Raw genomic sequence first — 17,140 nt, 5'->3', positions numbered from 1 at the left:
TCGGGTGTCGAGACAGCACTCCAGCGCCATCGTGAAGGACGATGGCTTGCGTGCGTGGCACAAAATACCCGTTGCAGGAAATCCTTAGTCGATAGATCACAGCCGGGGGCTCCCTTGCTATGTCATAATCGCAAGCAACGACTTTACAAGGACTTGCGCTATGAGCGGCGAGGTATTGATCAACCTGACACCGATGGAGACCCGCGTGGCGGTGGTCGAGAACGGTGTCCTGCAGGAAGCCTTCATCGAACGCAGCGGGCGACGCGGCATCGTCGGCAACATCTACCGTGGCAAGGTGGTGAGAGTGTTGCCCGGCATGCAGGCGGCCTTCATCGACATCGGTCTCGAACGGGCCGCCTTCATCCATGCCCAGGAAGTCATGCCGGCGCACACGCCGCATGATGAGCAGCTCTCGATCCGCGAGCTGCTCAGCGAAGGCCAGCCACTGGTGGTGCAGGTCACCAAGGACCCCATCGGCACCAAGGGCGCCCGGCTGACCACGCATCTGTCGGTGCCGTCACGCTATCTGGTCTATATGCCGGACTCGCCGCATACCGGCGTGTCGCAGCGCATCGAGAGCGATGCCGAGCGTGACCGCCTCAAGGAGCTGACCGAGCAGTGCCTGACGGCGCTGGATCCGGAAGCCCCCGGCGGCTTCATTCTGCGCACGGCGGCCGAAGGCATCAGTGAGGCCGAGCTCAAGCAGGACATGCACTTCCTGCTGCGCCTGTGGCGCAAGGTCAGCGAGCGTCGCCTGACCGCCGCCGTGCCCAGCGTGATCTATGATGATCTGCCGCTGTTCATGCGCACGCTGCGCGACGTGATGCGTGACGAGATCGAGCGCGTGCGCATCGACTCGCGCGAGAACTTCATCCGGCTCAAGGAATTCGCCAGCGAGTTCATGCCGGACATGGAAGGGCGCATCGAGTATTACCCCGGCGAGCGGCCGATCTTCGATCTGTTCAGTGTCGAGGATGAGCTGCACAAGGCGATGGGCCGCAAGGTGCAGCTCAAGAGTGGCGGCTATCTGGTGATCGACCAGACCGAGGCGATGACCACCATCGACGTCAACACCGGCGGGTTCGTCGGCCATCGCAACCTCGAAGAGACCATCTTCAAGACCAATCTCGAGGCGGCGACCGCCATCGCGCGCCAGCTGCGCCTGCGCAATCTCGGCGGCATCATCATCATCGACTTCATCGACATGGAAGAGACCGAGCATCAGCGCCAGGTGCTGCGCGTGCTCGAGAAGTCGCTGGAGCGTGATCATGCCAAGAACAAGATGACCGGCGTGACCGAGCTGGGTCTGGTGCAGCTGACGCGCAAGCGCACGCGCGAGAGTCTGGAGCAGGTACTGTGCGAGGCCTGCCCGACCTGCCAGGGGCGCGGCACCCTCAAGACCCCGGAGACGGTCTGCTACGAGATCTTCCGCGAGATCATGCGCGAAGAGCGCGCCTACAGCCCGGATACCTACATGGTGCTGGCCTCACAGAACGTGGTCGATCGCCTGCTGGACGAGGAATCCGCGGCCGTGGCGGACCTCGAGAGCTTCATCGGCAAGACCATCCGCTTCCAGGTCGAGGCGCATTACACCCAGGAGCAGTACGATATTGTGCTCATGTGATCTGTCAGCCGCTGCGCCTGCGATGAAGCCGGGAGTCGCGTTATCCACATCGTGAGTCTGTCCTGTTCGGAGAACCACCAGTGACCCGTTCTACCTCACAAGAGGCGGCACGTTCTACCTCGCAAGAGGCGGCGCAGGAGGGTGTCGACGACGCCCCGTCTTCGTCAGCTGCGACGCCAGCGCCACCCTCGCGTGGGCGGCGCTGGGCGCGCGGACTGCTGATGGCGCTCGCGGTGCTGCTGGCGGTGCTGGCCATCCTGATCGGGGGCCTGCGCTGGTGGTTGACCACGCTGGATTCGCGCAGTGAGTCCATCAGTGACTTCATTGCCACCCAGACCCACTCCAATGTGGGGATGTCATCGCTTGAGGGCCGCATGGATCACCTTGATCCGGCCATCAAGCTGTCGGGTCTCAACCTCTTTCGACCCAACGAGATGCAGGCGGCGCCGCTGTTGAGCGTGTCGCATCTGGAAACCCGTCTCGATGTACTTTCCTCCCTGCGCCATCTGGCGCCTGTCTTTGATCGCGCCACCGCCACCGGCGTCATCGTCCACCTGTACCAGCGCGAAGATGGCAGCTGGGGCTGGCCGGGGCCGCCGCGTCCTCCCGAAGCGCTCGAACCCGAAGGGCAGATGAGCCTTGCGCAGACGGAGCAGGGGCTGGCGCTTTTGGCGCGTCAGCGTGTGCGGCTCGAGGACGTGCGCCTGGTGCTGCATGGTCGCAACGATACCCTCAACCTGAATGCCGCCGAGCTGCTGCTGTCGGGAGAAGGCGATCGCGCGCATCTGGAGGGCCAGTTGCGGGTCGGGGAATCGCCTCAGGCCGGTGTCAGCGCCGTGCTTGAGGTGCTGCCGGGAGACGACGGCCTCGCCGACTACTCGGCCCAGCTGCAGGTGGAGCTGGACGCCGGTGCGCTGGCGAGTGTCGGGCGTCTGATGGGCGAGCGCGACAGCCTGATGCTGCGTGACGCCGATGGCAACGCGACGCTGTGGGCGCGCTGGCGTGACGCGCGACTGGAAGATGCTCGTCTGCGTCTTGATCTCAATCGCCTGACGCTGGATCACCATGGCGCCCAGCTGGCGCTCAAGGACATTCATGCGCGTGGCCAGTGGCTGCGCGACCTGGCGGGCAGTGATCGCTGGCAGGCCTGGCTCAATCAGATCTCGGTCGGCGCCACGCAACTCGATGACGCCCCGGCGGCCGGCGCCCCGGTGGCCGGCACTCCGGTGGCCGACAGTGACGGCCAGACGCCGCAAGCGGCGTCATCGCCAGAAGTCTCCGCGGCGCTTGCCAGTCTGCCCGAGCGTATTTCGCTGTCGGGGGATCTCGCCGAGGGCAGCGTGTCGCTGGTCACCAGCAGTTTCGATCTGGAGAAGGTGGCGCGCTGGCGCAACGTGCTGGCGCTCGGCGAGCTGGGCAATGTGCTCGAGTCTCTCGATCCGCGTGGCACGGCCACCGGCCTCTCCCTGTCGCTGGCCGGGATCGGCCTCGATACCCCGCTGACCATGAAGCTGGCGCTGGGCCTGACCGGCGCCGAGGTGGAACCCTGGCAGGGCGCCCCGGGACTCGGGCCCCTGGCGGCCTGGGTCACCGCGCAGAGTCTTGATGAGGGTGGCATCGCGAGCCGGATCGCGTTTCGCGGTGACCCGGGCATGCGCTTCCACTTCCCCGAGGTCTTCGGCGACGGCTGGCAGCTCGAGGTTGCCTACGGAGTGGTCGAGGTCAAGGTCGATGACAGTGGCAGCAGCGTCTCGGGGCATGACCTGCATATCCAGCGCGCTGGCGCTGATGTGACGGGGGGCTTCGGCCTGCAGATTCCCGCACAGGACCATGACCGCTTCCAGCTGGATCTCGAGATGCGCGACGTGAACGCCCGCAGCATTCCGCTGGCCTCCTGGTTGCCGATGAAGGTGCTGGACCCGGCGCTGAGCGAGTGGTTGACGCGCGATGTCGCGGGGCAGGTCCCCGAGGGCAGCCTGCATCTCACTCAGGTGTGGGATGACGACAATGGTGAAAATGGCTATGGCCCCGGTGATTCGATGGACCTTGAGCTGGCCATCGAGGACGGGCGACTCGGTTACGCCGAGGGCTGGCCTGCGCTGGAGGGTGTGAAGGGCAACCTCGCGCTGCACGACAATACGTTGAGTGCCACGGTCGCGGCGGCGCGCTCTCAGCCGGCCACGGCGCTGGGCAGTGCAGCGCCCCTGGCGGTGCGTCAGGCCGACGTCGACATGCAGGACAATACCTTGAAGATTCAGGGTGACGTGACCGGCAGCGTCGAGGCGCTGTTCGATCTGCTCTCGCATGCGCCGCTCGAGGATACCGCTGCGCTGATCGCCGAATGGCAGGGCAAGGGCTCGGTGGATGCGACGATGGACATCCGCGTGCCGCTGGAGGACGCCGAGCAGACGCACATCACGGCGGCGGGCAAGGTCGGCGATCGCCAGGCTGCGACGCTGGCCTTCCCGGGGCCGGGCATCGAGGTTGACGGCATTCGCGGGCCGCTCGAGTTCGTGCATGACCCATCGCGCCCCGAGGGGCGCCGTGAGCAGTTGACCGGCAATCTCTCCGGCAAGCTGTTCGGTGGTGCGGTCAAGGCGGCGCTCAACATCGGGCAGGCAGATTCAAGCAGCAAGGGCGCGATCACCTTCGACGGCAAGGCGCCATTGGCGCCGGTGCTAGGCTGGCTGGGCGCGCCCGAGCACCTGATCGGCGATGCCACCGAGGACACCCGGGCCGCCTTGCAGGACGGCGAGAGCCCGCGCGCGCTGGGCGGCGAGTTCCACTACCAGGCGCGCCTGATGCTGCCGGATGACGGCGCCAGTCTGGCGCTCTCGAGTGACCTCAAGGGAGTCGCCATCAATCTGCCGGCACCCTTTGGCAAGACGCGAGAGGAGGCGGCACCACTGGCGGTGGATATCGGGCTCGCGGAGGGTGGCGGTGATGTGCGCCTCGACAATCGCGCCCGTGCACGCTGGAAAGGCGGCAATACGCGTGACGATGGCAGCACGGTGCCGATGACGGGACAGCTGTGGCTGGAGCGTTGGCCGAGTGACCCGCAGTGGCCCACCCAGACCGGCTGGGACATCGCCTGGCGCACACCGACCCTCGCCCCCGAGCTCTGGAAGCCGTGGGCGGGAGCGCTCTCCGGTGAAGGTGGCGCGAGTGGTGGGGGCAGCGACGCTGAGCAGAGTGACCCCCTGCGTGCCTTGTCACGCCTGCGCGTTGCCACCGATTGCCTGATGATCCAGTCCCGGTGTACGGGGCCGATGACGCTCGAGGCCGCGCCGCGCCAGAGCTCACAGCAGCAAGGGCTGGGGCTGGCCGCGACGCTGGATGGTCAGCTCGCCAGTGGCGAGCTGGTGTGGCAGTCAGGTGCCGCGCGACCGCTGATTCTGGACCTGGATACCCTGAATCTCGATGCCCTGTGGCCCGCGGATGCCGAGCAGGAGACGCAGACCGCCAGTGCGCCAGGCAACTTTACCGAGGCTATCGATGTCGGCATCGAGCCGACGCCGTATCCCGCCGAGCTTGCCGACCTGCCCGCGGGCAGTCTGCGTCTGGCACACCTCATCTGGCGCGATCAGCAGCTGGGGCCGATCAGTGCCGACTGGACCGCCGACAGCCAGCAGCTGGTGGTGTTGCCGCTCTCCATCACGCTGGGCAAGATCACCGCAGTGGGCAACATCACCTGGGAAGATGCCGGCGCCAACAGTCTGACGCGCGCTCGCCTGTCCGCCGATGGCAGTGACCTGGGCGGGTTGCTCGAGCGTCTCTCCCAGCCGCGCGGCATCGAGGCGGACCGCGCCCGGGCCGAGGTCAAGCTGGCCTGGCCCGGTGCGCCGCAGGACTTTGCCCTGTCGCGCTCCAATGGTCGTGTCGAGGTCAAGCTGGATGACGGACGCTTCCTGAATCTGGGCTCGACCTCTGCCCGCCTGCTGGGGCTGGTCAATGTGGATAACCTGCTGCGCCGGCTGTCGCTGGACTTCTCTGATGTCACCGACAAGGGGACGGCCTTCGACAAGGTGCGCGGCGCAGCGACGCTCTTCGATGGGCGGCTGGAAAGCGATGGCCCCTTGCGTATCGAGGCGCCGTCCACCACCGTGACACTCAACGGGCAGGTCGATCTGCTTCGCGGTACCCTTGATCAACGCATGGCCATCACGGTGCCGGTCAGCCAGAACCTTCCGCTGGCCGCCGTGCTGGCAGGCGCGCCCGCCGTGGGCGGGGCGCTATTCGTGGCCGACAAGATCTTCGGCCGCTTCATCGACAAGGTGACGCAAATTCACTATCGGGTATCAGGCCCCTGGGGCGACCCGAACATTACTCTGGAAAGTGCCGAATGACGCAAAATGCGAGTTCCGGGCGCGTGCTCGACGATGCCGCGGCCCTGTTGCTGACCCCGGGCGGGCTCAGCCTGGATGATCTGGATGCTGGCCTGGCACATGCCATGGGCCCGGGCACCGACTATGCCGACCTCTACTTCCAGCGTATCTGGCAGGAGAGCTGGGTGCTGGAAGACGGCGTCGTCAAGGACGCCAGCTACAACATCGATGGTGGCGTGGGCGTACGCTCATTGGCGGGGGAAAAGACCGGCTTCGCGTACTCCAATCAGATCGATGCCGCCGCGCTTGCCGACACTGGCCGTACTGCAGCGGGTATCTCGCGCAGCGGCAGCAGCGGCACGGTCGCGCGCTCGATCATCACCGAGGCGCCGTCCTTCTATGCGGGCATCGACCCGCTGAATGGCCTGAGCGCCGAGGACAAGGTCGCGATGCTCAAGGAAGCGGACCGCATCGCGCGCAGCCTTGACCCGTCCATCAGTCAGGTGTCGGCCTCGCTGTCGGCGCTTTACGAGGTGGTGATGGTGCGTGCCAGCGATGGCACCCTCGCCGCGGACCTGCGTCCGCTGGTGCGTTTCAACATCAGCGTGATCGCGGTGCGCAATGGCCGTCGAGAGCGTGGCAGTGCCGGTGGCGGTGGTCGTTTCCCGCTGACCCGTCTGCGCGATGAGAATGTCGCCGAGCGTTACGCGCGTGAAGCCGTGCGCCAGGCGCTGGTCAATCTCGAGGCCATCGATGCACCGGCCGGCCAGATGCCGGTGGTGCTGGGCAATGGCTGGCCGGGCGTGCTGCTGCACGAGGCGGTCGGTCATGGTCTGGAAGGGGACTTCAACCGCAAGGGCAGCTCTGCCTTCTCGGGCCGCATGGGTGAGCAGGTCGCGGCACGCGGCGTCACCGTTGTCGATGATGCGACCCTGGCCGATCGCCGTGGCTCGCTGTCCGTCGATGACGAAGGCACCCCGGGGCAGTACACGCCGCTGATCGAGGACGGCATCCTCACCGGCTACATGCAGGACAAGCTCAATGCCCGCCTGATGGGCATGGCGCCGACGGGCAATGCGCGCCGTGAGTCCTTCGCGCACCTGCCGATGCCGCGCATGACCAATACCTACATGCTGGATGGCGATCGCGATCCGCAGGAGATCATCAAGAGCGTCAAGCGTGGCCTCTACGCGGTCAGCTTCGGCGGTGGTCAGGTCGACATCACCTCCGGGCGTTTCGTGTTCTCCGCCAGCGAAGCCTATCTGATCGAAGACGGCAAGGTGACCACACCGGTCAAGGGCGCCACCCTGATCGGCAACGGGCCGGAAGCCATGGGCCGCGTCTCGATGATCGGCAACGACCTGGAGCTGGATACCGGCGTCGGCGTGTGTGGCAAGGACGGCCAGTCCGTGCCCGTCGGCGTCGGTCAGCCGACGCTGAAGCTCGATGAGCTGACGGTCGGCGGCACGCAATCCTGAGCGGGTCGCGTTCACAATGAAGCGATGAATACGACGACACCGCCGTGGCAGGGCCATGGCGGTGTCGAGGAAGCGCTTGAGGATCAGTGCATGAGGTTCAGCACGAGAGACGCAGCGCGTGAGCGGCAGAGCCCGTGTCAGAGGTCGAGTTCGGCCCGCAGCAGCTTGAAGAGCTTCTTGGCGCTGTTGGGCTGTTTGCCGGCGTCACGTTCGGCACGCGCATTGCGGATCAGCTGACGCAGGGCCTGACGGTCCACGTGAGGATAATCCTCGACGAAGATCACGAAGGCTTCATCGTCGTCCAGCAGGCGATCGCGCCAGCGTTCGAGACGCTGGAAGGAAGCATCGCGACGCACGTTCTGCTGCTCCATGGCTTCGAAGACGGCACGCACGGCGTCCAGGTCTTCCTTGCGCATCAGCTTGCCGACGTACTGCATGTGGCGACGCAGGCCTTCGTGACTACGAATGCGATGGGTCTCCTCGATGGCGGCCAGCATGTCGTCAGAGAGCGGGAACTTGGCGCGCTGGCCTTCCGGCAGATCGATGATCTTCTTGCCCAGCGCCTGCAGCTCGATCATCTCGCGCTTCAACTGGGACTTGCTGGGGCGCTCGACGAGCTCCTCGGGTCTTTCTTTACGCATGCCAATTCCAATGAGTCGGGGAAATTTGCGGCAGTATAGCACTGCCGGGCCCCCGTCTCCTCAGAAGGAGAACAACATGAGCCAGGCCTTTGATGCCGTTGCTCAGCAACAACTGCTCGAGCGTCGCGTCAGCGAAGCTCTCGAGCTTGCCCGCAGCCTGGGTGCCGACGCCTGTGAGGTCGGTGCCAGCGTCGATCAGGGCGTCAGCATCTCGGTGCGTGACGGCGAAGTCGAGACGGTCGAACTGTCGCGTGACCAGGGCATCGGCGTGACCGTCTATCTCGGCAATCGCAAGGGCAGCGCGACATCTTCCGATGCCGGCAGCGACTCGATTCGTGCCGCGGTCGAGAAGGCGGTCTCCATCGCGCACTATACCGGCGAAGACAGTTTTGCCGGTCTGGCGCCGGCCGAGCTGATGGCCACCGACTTCCCTGATCTCAAGGCGCATCACCCCTGGGCGATCAGCGTTGATGAAGCGACTGACCTGGCACTGGCCTGTGAGCGTGCCGGACTGGAAGTGGAAGGCATCGCGCAGTCCGAAGGCGCCAGCTTCTCCAGCGGTGAAGGCGTGCAGGTCTATGGCAACAGCCATGGTTTCCTGGCCAGCCAGTGCGGCAGCCGCCACTCGATGTCGTGCATGCTGATCGCCAAGGATGCACAGGGCATGCAGCGTGACTATGACTACACCAGCGTGCGCAATCCGGCGGACCTGCGTTCGCCCGAGTCGGTGGGGCGTGAGGCCGCGCGCCGTACGCTGGCGCGTCTGAATGCGCGCAAGGTCGCGACGGGGCGCATGCCGGTGCTGTTCGATCCGCAGATGTCGGCCGGGCTGGTCGGTCACTACCTGTCTGCCATCGCCGGCGGCTCGTTGTACCGTGAGTCCAGCTTCCTGTGCGATAGCCTGGGTCAGCCGCTGTTCCCCGACTGGTTCACGCTGGGCGAGAAGCCGCGGGAAGTCGGTGGCATGTCCAGCGCCGCCTTCGACAACGATGGCGTCGCGACGCGTGACAATGTCTACTTTGCCGACGGCAAGGTGCAGAGCTACATGCTGAGCGCCTACAGCGCCCGTCGCCTGAACATGCAGACCACCGGCAACGCCGGCGGCGCGCGCAACGTGCGCATCACCGCGCCGCTGACCTCGCTTGATGAGATGCTCAAGCAGATGGGTACCGGCGTGCTGGTGACCGAGCTGATGGGCCAGGGCGTCAATGGCGTCACCGGTGACTACTCTCGCGGCGCCTCCGGTTTCTGGGTCGAGAACGGCGAGATCCAGCATGCGGTCGAGGAATTCACCATTGCCGGCAACCTGCGCGACATGGCGGCCAATCTGCTGGCGGTCGGCGATGATGTCGATACGCGTGGCAGCATCCACAGCGGTAGCTGGCTGATCGATGGCATGACCGTCGCCGGCATGTCCGAAGGCGAAGACGAAGAGCTGGAAGGCTGATCGCTGACGCTTCTCTGATCGCGCGACAGGCGAGAAACAACACGGCCGCTCCCAAGGGAGCGGCCGTGTTGTTTCTGGAGCAGTCACTGGTCCCCGTCGGGCGTATTACAGATAGAGCCAGGTCGCCAGTCCCAGGAAGGCCATGAAGCCGATTACGTCGGTCACGGTGGTCAATATCACGCTGCCGGAGAGGGCAGGGTCGATATTGAGTTTCTTGAGTAGTACCGGCAGCAGCGTGCCCGTCACGGCGGCGATCAACAGATTGATCATGATCGCGGCGCCGATGATGGCCCCCAGCTGGACATCCCCGAACCACACGATGGCGATGCCGGCCACCACCACGGCCCATAACAGGCCGTTGAGCCCCGCGACGATGACCTCGCGCTTGAGTAGCCAGCGGACATTGCCGCTCTTGACGTGCCCCAGCGCGATACCACGAATCAGGACGGTGAGTGCCTGAGAGCCCGCGATGCCGCCCATGCTGGCGACGATGGGCATCAGCACGGCCAGCGCGGTGATCTTCTGGATGGTGCCTTCGAACATGCCGATCACGGCGGAGGCCATGAAGGCGGTCAGCAGGTTGATGCCGAGCCAGACGGCGCGGCGCCACGAGGTTCGCATCACCGGAGAGAAGGTGTCTTCGTCCTCATCCATCCCCGCCATCGACATCACCTGGTGCTCGGCGTCGCCACGGATGACGTCGACCACGTCATCGATGGTGATACGACCCAGCAGGTTGCCATCGCCGCCGACCACGGGCGCCGAGATCAGGTCGTGCTTCTCGAACAGCGAGGCGACTTCGGTTTCCGGCATCAGGGCCGGAATCACCACGCTGTCAGTGTCCATCACTTCGCGCACCGTGACGCCGGGGTCCGAGACCAGCAGGCGATTGATGGGCAGGGCACCGATGAATTCATCGCGACGCGAGACGACCAGCAGCGTATCGGTGGAGTCGGGCAGGCGCTCGTGGCGGCGAATGTAGCGCAGCACCACGTCCAGGGTGATGTCCGGACGAATGGTGATGGTGTCCGTGTTCATCAGGCCGCCGGCGGTGTCCTCCGGGAAGGACAGTACCGTTTCGACGCGCAGGCGCTCCTGCGCCTCCATGGAGTCGAGAACTTCGAGAATCACCGCATTCGGCAGGCGCTGCAGAATGTCGGCGACATCATCCGGTTCCAGGTTCTCGGTGGCGGCGAGAACGTCGACGGCGTCCATGTCCTTGAGGAAGTCGGTCTGGATGTCTTCGCCAAGGTATTGAAGGACATCGCCCTGCAGCTCGGCATCGACCAGCTCCCAGAGCAGATTACGCTCCTTGGGGGGCGAGGATTCCAGCAGGTGGGCCACGTCCACTGGCGCGAGGCCGCGATTGAGCATGCGTCTTGCCTGTTCCAGCTCGCCGCTTTCCAGCGCCTGTGACAGGCGATCAAGTCTTGGCTTGAGTTTACGAGACGTCTTGCTCATCTGTCGGCTTCCCCTGTCGACATGAAGGACAGCGTTGATTCTACCATTGGCGTAGGGGGGCGCGTCGACAAAAGAAAACAGTGTTTCTTATCGAAAGGACAATCCGCGTCCCGCCACTGGCGCAAAAGCAGCGTTGCATGGCTACCAGGCGCAAGGATAGGTGCAGGGAAAGGTACAAGGGTAGGCGCAAGGACAGGTGCAGGAACCGGTGAAGGAACAGGCGCTAGGCATCCTGCGCGAGCAGTTAATGCTTTCGCCAGGGGGGGCGCCAGAGGGGGCTGGCCGATAAGCGAGCGAGCCGAAAAGATAGTTGGCCAAGAAGCGAGCTGGCTGAGGAAGGAAGGCTGAGCGCACAGCGCAAATGCACAGCGCTGTCAGTGGCGGTTATTCGTCTTCCTCGAAACGCGCCTCGAAGAGCGCCTCGATGGCCAGCATCGCCTCATCGGCCTGTTCGCCCTCGACATCGATCAACAGCGTGGTGCCGCAGGGCGCGGCCAGCATCAGCAATGCCATCACATTGGCTGCATTGGCGCGTCGCTCGCCATGGCTGACCATCACCGTCGCGCAATAGGGCGCACAGCAATTGACCAGCTTGGTGGCTGCGCGGGCGTGCAGCCCGCGGCGGTTGGTCAGCGTCAGCTCACGAGAGGCCATCGCGATGCTCCTGCTGATCACTTGTCTCACCCGCGTTGCTCAGGGCGGTATGAATGCCCAGCTCGCGGTGACGCAGGCGTACCTCAGGCAGGCGCTCGGCAAAGTAGCTTGCCAGCTGCTCGCACAGGTAGACGCTGCGATGCTGGCCGCCGGTGCAGCCCACGGAGACCGTCAGGTAGCTGCGGTTGCTGTCCTGATAGGCGGGCAGCCAGCGTTCCAGCCAGCCAGCGATATCGTCATGCATCGCCTGGACGGTGGGGTAGCGCTGCAGGAATTCGGCCACGCTGTCATCGCGACCGGTATCGCCGCGCAGATTGATGTCCCAGTACGGGTTGGGCAGGCAGCGGGCATCGAACACCATGTCGGCGTCGGTCGGCACGCCATGCTTGAAGCCGAAGGATTCAAAGGTCAGCGTCAGGTGGCGGGAGCTGTGCTGGGCGACCTGCTCGGTGATCCGCGAGCGCAGGTCGTGCACGCTCAGGTTGGTCGAGTCGATGACCAGATCGGCCTTCTGGCGAATGGGAGCGAGCGTCTTCTGCTCGATCTCGATGGCCTCGGCCAGGGTGTGGTCGTTGTCGCGCGTCAGAGGGTGACGACGACGGGTCGCCGAGTAGCGTTCCAGCAGCACTCGCGAATCGGTGGTCAGGTAGACGACCTGCACGTCCATGCCGCTCTGGCGGACGTTGTCGAGCAATTCGGGGAAGCGGGTCAAGGCTTCCGGCAGATTGCGGGCATCGATGGAGACCGCGATGCGCCGACGCGCCGGGCTGTCCTTTTCGAGCTGATCGACCAGTGGCGCCAGCAGCATGCCGGGCAGATTGTCGATGGCGTAGTAGCCAATATCTTCCAGCGCCTGGAGAGCGATGGATTTCCCGGAGCCGGAGCGGCCGCTGATGATCACGATCTTCATGAAGTGCTCTCCAAGGGCGAGGTCAACGTCGAAAGAATGCAGGGGTGGGGCAGAGGGCTGCCCGCTATCAGTGCGCTGTACGTCGGCCGATGGAAGGCCAGCAAGACGAAAGCCCGGACGATGTCCGGGCCTGTCATTCAGCGCGCCGGTAATTCGGCGATGGCTTGGGTCAATGCCTCAAAGAGTGCACGCTGGCTGTCTGCCTGGCGCAGGGCCGAGCGATTGGTCGGGGAATTGAGCAATTCCGCGACCTGCCCGAGCAGCGTCAGATGAGTCTCATCCGCTTCCTCAGGCACCAGCAGCACGAACAGCAGATCGATGGGTTCTCCGTCGATGGCATCGAAGTCGATGGGTTCACCGAGCTTCAGAAACGCAGCGATTGGCGTCTTGCAATGCGGGCTGCGTGCATGGGGCACGGCCACACCGTGGCCAATGCCGGTCGACCCCAGTCTCTCGCGCCCGATCAGGCGCGAGAAGACTTCCTGGCTATCCAGGCTGGGAATGTTCTGTGCGATGAAGGTGCTGAAGAATTCAAGCACCCGCTTCTTGCTCCCCCCGGGGACACCGTACAGCGTGCGCTCGGGGGGAAGGATCTGATCAAGTGTCATGGCTGAAGGTCAACGGGTCCCGGTGCCCTGAGAGCGAGCCTGGGACTTTTCCTTGTGTTTGACCAGCTGGCGATCCAGCTTGTCGGCGAGCGCGTCGATGGCAGCGTACATGTTGGGGTCTTCTGCCAGGGCGTGGAGGTCAGCGCCTGCCGCGTGCAAGGTGCAGGCAGCCTGCTGGCGCTCCTTCTCGATCGACAGTGTCACCTGAACATTGGTGATGTTGTCGTAATGCCGTTCGAGGCGAGCGAGCTTCTCGTTGACGTAATCGCGGAGAGGATCGGTAAGTTCCACATGATGCCCGGTGATATTCACTTGCATGGACACGCTCCTTTATCCAGCGGGTTGCCATTCAATTGTAACCCTTTTTGACTACGAGCAAACCCTGATCGGACGCTCTGCAACAGGCTTGACGGCCACCGTCTGGCGATGTTTTCGCACCCTTGCCAGTGGCGTCAGATGTCGTGAGCGTCTGTACCGACAATGCCCAAGCTTTGCGCAAAGATCAACGCTGCGCTGCATCGTGGCTCAGTGCTTGTCTTCAACTCAGTGAGGGGTATCGGAGTGGACTTCAAGGGCACGTCTGGTGGGTGGTGCGTGAAAGACGCGCAAGAAGGCGGGTTTTCGTCGCCAATCCCTGCATGTACGTCGCCTTTCAGGCGCTTCGATTGCGTGGAGCAAGCGGCGTTCCGGGAGGTTGTCCGGGTGTCATCCAGGTGCAATACGCGCAAAAGTGACTTTAAAAACATGCGATTGACGGTGAATGACGCTGCCGGAACGGCGGTTTTTTACCGTCATCCTGCGCGCCGTCATGGCCCATGACGGGCAATTGATGAGCGGTTGACGGCATGACAGAGCGCGAGACAGGCGCACCGCTGCCCGCGAAGTCAGAGGCTGATGAGCGGAAAATCCAGCGCTTGAGGTTGGCGGCGGCTGCCATTGTGGAGGTGAGAGCAGGGCATGACAGCCGCAGGTGACGCCTCAGGCCAGACGTTTGCGCTCGCTGGAGGAGGGGATGCCCATCGCTTCGCGATACTTGGCCACGGTACGGCGTGCGACCTCGATGCCATCGCTGGCGAGCAGATCGACCAGCCGCGAGTCGGAGAGAGGCTTGCGGGCCGGCTCTTCCGCGATCAGCTTGCGGATGCGGGCACGAATGGCGGTGCTTGAGTGGGCGTCGCCACTGCCGCTGCCACCGACCTGGCTCGAGAAGAAGAACTTGAGCTCGAAGACGCCGCGCGGGGTGTGGATGTACTTCTGGGTCGTGACCCGCGAGATGGTCGATTCGTGCATCTCGACCACTTCGGCGATGTTGGCCAGAATCAGCGGCTTCATGCCTTCCTCGCCTTGCTCGAGGAAGTCGATCTGGCGCGCCATGATCTCGCGGCCGACCTTGAGCAGGGTGTCATTGCGCGATGACAGGCTCTTCATCAGCCAGCGGGCTTCCTGCAGGTTGTCCTTGAGGAAGGTGTTGTCGGCTGACTTGTCGGCACGCTTGATCAGCGCGGCGTATTCCGGCTGGATGCGCAGCTTGGGCAGCGCTTCCGGGTTGAGCTCGACCTGCCAGCCATGGCGGGTATGGCGCACCAGCAGATCAGGGATCACGTAATCGCTGGCGGGCTCGCCCCAGGCGGATGCCGGACGCGGATCGAGCGCGCGTACCAGGCGGATGACGTGATCCAGCTCGTCATCGTCAAGGCTCAGGCGGCGCTTGAGCAGCTTGCGGTCATCGTTGCCCAGTGCCTCGAGGAATTGACGTACCAGGCGGCGCGCCTGCGCCAGCAGCGGCAGGTCATCCGGCAGCAGTGCCAGTTGCAGCAGCAGGCATTCGCGCAGATCACGGGCGAAGACGCCGGTCGGGTCGAACTGCTGCAGACGCAGCAATACCTGCTCGAGTTCGGAGGCCTTGAGGCCGGGCAGGCCCTGGCCGCGCAGGCCATCGACCAGCTCATCGAGTGACAGGCTCAGATAACCGGCACCGTCGACGGCATCGATCAGGCTCTCCGCCATCTGGCGTTCACGGCCATCGAGGTCGGTCATCGCCAGCTGCCAGCGCAGGTGGTCCTGCAGGCTCTCGACGCTGGTATTTCGATCGAAGTCCGTCCCTTCTTCACTCCCGCTGCCACTGCCGGAGCTGGTCAGGCTACCGGCGTGGTCCTGGTAGAGGTCCGACCAGTCGCTGTCGAGGGGGTATTCCTCGGGAATCTCGCTCGAGGAGTCGGCAGTGGAGATCTCGCTCGAATCCTGTGTCTCGACGACATCCAGCGACTCGTAGTCCTCGTCGAGCTCCAACATGGGGTTGGACTCGAGGGCTTGCTGAATCTCCTGACGCAGGTCGAGCGTCGACAGCTGCAGCAGCTGGATCGCTTGCTGGAGCTGCGGCGTCATGGTCAGCGAGGTGCCGAGGCGGAGTTGCAGGGTGGGTTTCATGGAGTCAGTCAATTCACGGCAAAGGAACGTGCTTACTACGCTATACCGTGACTCGGGGCACTGACAAGTGGTTGTCGTGAATATTCAAGCAACTTGCATGCCATGTTTCCACCAAGGTGGTATGGACGTCATGCATGCGTCTGATGTCAGACATGAAAAAGCCGCTACGCGATAAAATCACGCAGCGGCTTTTGAAGCTTTCGCATCTGGTGGGCTCAGCGCAGCCGCTAACCCTAGAGCGTGAACTCGTGGCCCAGGTAGACGTCGCGCACCTGCTGGTTGGCCAGGATGGAGTCCGCGTCACCGTGGGCGATGATCTGGCCATCGCCGACGATATAGGCGGTGTCACAGATATCGAGCGTCTCGCGCACGTTGTGGTCGGTGATCAGCACGCCGATGCCACGATCGCGCAGTTGGCGCACGATGCTCTTGATCTCGCCCACCGAGATGGGGTCGACGCCGGCGAAGGGCTCATCGAGCAGCACGAAGTCCGGCTCGGTGGCCAGTGCACGGGCGATCTCGACCCGTCGACGCTCACCACCGGACAGGCTCATGCCGGCGCTGGCGCGGATGTGCGTGATGCTGAATTCCTCGAGCAACTCTTCAAGGCGTGCCTTGCGGCCATTGCGATCCAGGTCCTTGCGGGTCTCCAGGATCGCCATGATGTTGTCGGCCACCGACAGCTTGCGGAAGATCGACGCCTCCTGCGGCAGATAGCCGATGCCGGCGCGTGCACGCTGATGCATGGCGGCAGCGGAGAGGTCCTTGTCATCGATGGAGACGTTGCCGGCATCGGCGCGCACCAGTCCGACGATCATGTAGAACGAGGTCGTCTTGCCGGCGCCGTTGGGGCCCAGCAGGCCGACGATGTCGCCCTGGCGGATCTCCAGCGAGATGTCCTTGACCACCTTGCGGCCCTTGTAGGCCTTGGCCAGATGGCGAGCGCTCAGCGTACGCGGAGTAGCAGCAGTCATGACTCAGTTTTCCTTGCTGGCATTGGCGCCGCGTGGCGTCAGAGTCATGTGCACGCGACCGCCTTCGGTCTGCTGTGCCGTCTTGCTGTTGTTGGCGTTCACCTGGCGCTTGTCGAGGAAGTACTCCACGTAGCCGCCTTCGAAGGTGTCATCGCCTTTCTCAAGACGCGCGTTGCCGACCAGCTCCACGCGGCGCTCCAGTGCATGGTAGCGGATGGTGTCGGCCCAGCCCTTGACCAGCTTCTCGTCGGGTGCGGGTTGCTGTTCCAGGTAGGCACGCTTGCCGGTGGCCTTGACCAGCGAGATCTCGCCGCTGCCGGCGCGGCTGATATCGACGCGGCTGGCATCGAGTTTCATGCTGCCCTGGCGCATCTCCACCTGGCCGGTGTAGGTGGCGGTACCGGCCTTGTCATCGAGCGACAGGGCATCCGCGGCGATGTTGATCGGCTGGCTGGCATCGCTGTCCAGCGCCATGGCGGCCGGGGCGAAGGTGGACATGCCCAGTGCCAGGCAGAGCGCCATGACACCGCTGTTGAGGGTCTGGCGACAGGCCGTCAAGGGCTTGCGAGTCGTGGAAGTCATGGTGGCTCC

13 protein-coding genes are annotated in these 17,140 nt (G+C 64.3%); 4 read left to right on the top strand and 9 right to left on the bottom strand.

What is annotated here, in order from left to right:
- Positions 1–160 precede the first annotated feature (160 nt).
- The 3 genes from rng to tldD all read left to right on the top strand — a co-directional run bounded on the left by rng (position 161) and on the right by tldD (position 7,427).
- Positions 161–1,624 carry a ribonuclease G gene (gene rng / locus MSG32_RS10870; protein ID WP_043332570.1) on the top strand — a complete coding sequence of 488 codons (1,464 nt, stop codon included), beginning with the start codon at positions 161–163 and terminating at the stop codon, positions 1,622–1,624.
- A gap of 80 nt (positions 1,625–1,704) precedes the next feature.
- Positions 1,705–5,970: an AsmA-like C-terminal region-containing protein gene (locus MSG32_RS18095; RefSeq protein WP_248379532.1), complete on the top strand. Its 4,266-nt coding sequence runs from the start codon at positions 1,705–1,707 to the stop codon at positions 5,968–5,970.
- The gene (gene tldD, locus MSG32_RS10860) at positions 5,967–7,427 is read left to right on the top strand and encodes a metalloprotease TldD (protein WP_248379529.1); all 1,461 of its coding nucleotides are present in this window, start codon (positions 5,967–5,969) and stop codon (positions 7,425–7,427) included. Before MSG32_RS18095 ends, tldD begins: the two co-directional genes overlap by 4 nt.
- 137 nt (positions 7,428–7,564) lie before the next feature.
- On the opposite strand, the gene yjgA is transcribed toward tldD, so the two are convergent.
- Positions 7,565–8,068, bottom strand: a complete 504-nt coding sequence (yjgA, locus tag MSG32_RS10855) for a ribosome biogenesis factor YjgA (protein ID WP_043332563.1) — start codon at positions 8,066–8,068, stop codon at positions 7,565–7,567.
- Positions 8,069–8,144: 76 nt separating this feature from the next.
- On the opposite strand from yjgA, the gene pmbA reads away from it, so the two are divergent.
- Positions 8,145–9,515: a metalloprotease PmbA gene (pmbA, locus tag MSG32_RS10850; protein WP_153635169.1), complete on the top strand. Its 1,371-nt coding sequence runs from the start codon at positions 8,145–8,147 to the stop codon at positions 9,513–9,515.
- A 105-nt stretch (positions 9,516–9,620) separates the two neighbouring features.
- Here the strand turns inward: pmbA and mgtE are convergent, their stop codons facing one another.
- The 8 genes from mgtE to lptA form a co-directional block, all read right to left on the bottom strand.
- A complete protein-coding gene (gene mgtE / locus MSG32_RS10845; RefSeq protein ID WP_043332561.1) occupies positions 9,621–10,976 on the bottom strand; it encodes a magnesium transporter in 1,356 nt (451 codons plus the stop codon).
- A 384-nt stretch (positions 10,977–11,360) separates the two neighbouring features.
- Entirely contained in the window at positions 11,361–11,630 is a 270-nt protein-coding gene (locus tag MSG32_RS10840) for an HPr family phosphocarrier protein (RefSeq protein WP_043332560.1), read from the bottom strand.
- Positions 11,617–12,540, bottom strand: a complete 924-nt coding sequence (gene rapZ / locus MSG32_RS10835) for an RNase adapter RapZ (RefSeq protein WP_248379527.1) — start codon at positions 12,538–12,540, stop codon at positions 11,617–11,619. Before rapZ ends, MSG32_RS10840 begins: the two co-directional genes overlap by 14 nt.
- A gap of 137 nt (positions 12,541–12,677) precedes the next feature.
- On the bottom strand, positions 12,678–13,148 hold the full coding sequence (locus tag MSG32_RS10830) for a PTS sugar transporter subunit IIA (protein WP_043332557.1): 471 nt from the start codon (positions 13,146–13,148) through the stop codon (positions 12,678–12,680).
- A 9-nt stretch (positions 13,149–13,157) separates the two neighbouring features.
- Positions 13,158–13,466 carry a ribosome-associated translation inhibitor RaiA gene (gene raiA, locus MSG32_RS10825; RefSeq protein ID WP_043332555.1) on the bottom strand — a complete coding sequence of 103 codons (309 nt, stop codon included), beginning with the start codon at positions 13,464–13,466 and terminating at the stop codon, positions 13,158–13,160.
- Positions 13,467–14,126: 660 nt separating this feature from the next.
- Positions 14,127–15,575 (bottom strand): RNA polymerase factor sigma-54, encoded by a 1,449-nt coding sequence (locus MSG32_RS10820; protein WP_248379525.1) that lies wholly within the window; start codon positions 15,573–15,575, stop codon positions 14,127–14,129.
- A gap of 233 nt (positions 15,576–15,808) precedes the next feature.
- Complete coding sequence (gene lptB / locus MSG32_RS10815; protein WP_043332551.1) at positions 15,809–16,549, bottom strand: LPS export ABC transporter ATP-binding protein; 741 nt, start codon at positions 16,547–16,549, stop codon at positions 15,809–15,811.
- 3 nt (positions 16,550–16,552) lie between these two features.
- Positions 16,553–17,131, bottom strand: coding sequence for a lipopolysaccharide transport periplasmic protein LptA (gene lptA, locus MSG32_RS10810; RefSeq protein WP_225347607.1), 579 nt, complete (start codon positions 17,129–17,131; stop codon positions 16,553–16,555).
- Between the last annotated feature and the right edge of the window lie 9 nt (positions 17,132–17,140).

Origin of the sequence: Cobetia sp. 1CM21F, assembly GCF_023161745.1 — a bacterium.
GTDB classification, from domain to species: domain Bacteria; phylum Pseudomonadota; class Gammaproteobacteria; order Pseudomonadales; family Halomonadaceae; genus Cobetia; species Cobetia amphilecti.
This window is presented reverse-complemented; position numbering and strand designations above follow the sequence as displayed.

Coding starts and splice junctions, on each gene's coding strand:
- raiA (WP_043332555.1), bottom strand. CDS start 13,466: ATGCAAGTGAATATCACCGGGCATCATGTGGAACTTACCGATCCTCTC.
- tldD (WP_248379529.1), top strand. CDS start 5,967: ATGACGCAAAATGCGAGTTCCGGGCGCGTGCTCGACGATGCCGCGGCC.
- lptB (WP_043332551.1), bottom strand. CDS start 16,549: ATGACTGCTGCTACTCCGCGTACGCTGAGCGCTCGCCATCTGGCCAAG.
- MSG32_RS10840 (WP_043332560.1), bottom strand. CDS start 11,630: ATGGCCTCTCGTGAGCTGACGCTGACCAACCGCCGCGGGCTGCACGCC.
- MSG32_RS10830 (WP_043332557.1), bottom strand. CDS start 13,148: ATGACACTTGATCAGATCCTTCCCCCCGAGCGCACGCTGTACGGTGTC.
- rng (WP_043332570.1), top strand. CDS start 161: ATGAGCGGCGAGGTATTGATCAACCTGACACCGATGGAGACCCGCGTG.
- rapZ (WP_248379527.1), bottom strand. CDS start 12,540: ATGAAGATCGTGATCATCAGCGGCCGCTCCGGCTCCGGGAAATCCATC.
- lptA (WP_225347607.1), bottom strand. CDS start 17,131: ATGACTTCCACGACTCGCAAGCCCTTGACGGCCTGTCGCCAGACCCTC.
- yjgA (WP_043332563.1), bottom strand. CDS start 8,068: ATGCGTAAAGAAAGACCCGAGGAGCTCGTCGAGCGCCCCAGCAAGTCC.
- pmbA (WP_153635169.1), top strand. CDS start 8,145: ATGAGCCAGGCCTTTGATGCCGTTGCTCAGCAACAACTGCTCGAGCGT.
- MSG32_RS10820 (WP_248379525.1), bottom strand. CDS start 15,575: ATGAAACCCACCCTGCAACTCCGCCTCGGCACCTCGCTGACCATGACG.
- mgtE (WP_043332561.1), bottom strand. CDS start 10,976: ATGAGCAAGACGTCTCGTAAACTCAAGCCAAGACTTGATCGCCTGTCA.